General features: G+C 80.3%; 1 protein-coding gene. It reads left to right on the plus strand.

The window, feature by feature from the left end:
• The coding region (gene rsmB / locus CKO13_RS12340) for a 16S rRNA (cytosine(967)-C(5))-methyltransferase RsmB (protein WP_200261447.1) at positions 1-970 on the plus strand (970 nt) is incomplete at its 5' end.
• Between the last annotated feature and the right edge of the window lie 2 nt (positions 971-972).

A 972-nucleotide genomic window follows, 5' to 3' on the forward strand; every position in this document is an offset into this window, starting at 1 on the left:
CCTGCGCCGGCAGCGGGCCGCCGGGCTGGTCAACGCCGTGCTGCGCAAGCTCCGCCGCCAGCCGCCCCCGCCGCCGGCGGACGAGGCCACCCGCTACGCCCTGCCCGGCTGGCTCGCCGAGCGCCTGCGCCGGGCCTGGCCCGCGGACTGGCCGGCCCTCGCCGAGGCCGGCAACGCCCACCCGCCGATGGCCCTGCGCGTCAACCTCCGCCGCACGAGCCGCGAGGCGTACCTCGCCGAGCTCGCTCGCTGCGGCCTGGCGGCGCAGCCCGGGGCGGTGGCCCCCGAGGCGGTGGTCCTCGAGGCGCCGTGCCCCGTCGAGCAGCTGCCCGGCTTCCGCGAGGGGCGCGTCTCCGTCCAGGACGAGGCCGCCCAGCTCGCCGCGGCGCTGCTCGACCCCCGGCCGGGCGAGCGGGTCCTCGACGCCTGCGCCGCCCCCGGCGGCAAGACCCTCCACCTCGCCGAGCGCTGCCCGGAGGCGGCGATCACCGCCCTCGACCGCTCCGCCCGCCGCCTCCGCCAGGTCGCCGACAACCTCGCGCGCGCCGGCGCCGAGGCCGAGCGCCTCGCCGCCGACGCCGCCGAGCCCGGGCGCTGGTGGGACGGGCGCTCCTACGAGCGGATCCTCCTCGACGCCCCCTGCACCGGCACCGGCGTCATCCGCCGCCACCCGGATATCAAGTGGCTGCGCGGCCCCGACGACGCCGGGCGCATGGCGGGGGCCCAGCGCCGCCTGCTCGAGGCCCTCTGGGGCCTCCTGGCCCCCGGCGGCCGGCTCCTCTACGCCACCTGCTCGATCCTGCCCGAGGAGAACGAGGCGGTGGCTGCCGCCTTCCTGGCCGACCACCCCGAGGCGCGCCTCGGCCCCGCCCCGGCCGCCGGCCGGCCGACCGGCCACGGCTGGCAGATCCTCCCCGGCGAGGCGGGGATGGACGGCTTCTTCTACGCCTGCCTCGAGCGGCCCGGGTAGGG

This window comes from Halorhodospira neutriphila (genome assembly GCF_016584055.1).
GTDB classification, from domain to species: domain Bacteria; phylum Pseudomonadota; class Gammaproteobacteria; order Nitrococcales; family Halorhodospiraceae; genus Halorhodospira; species Halorhodospira neutriphila.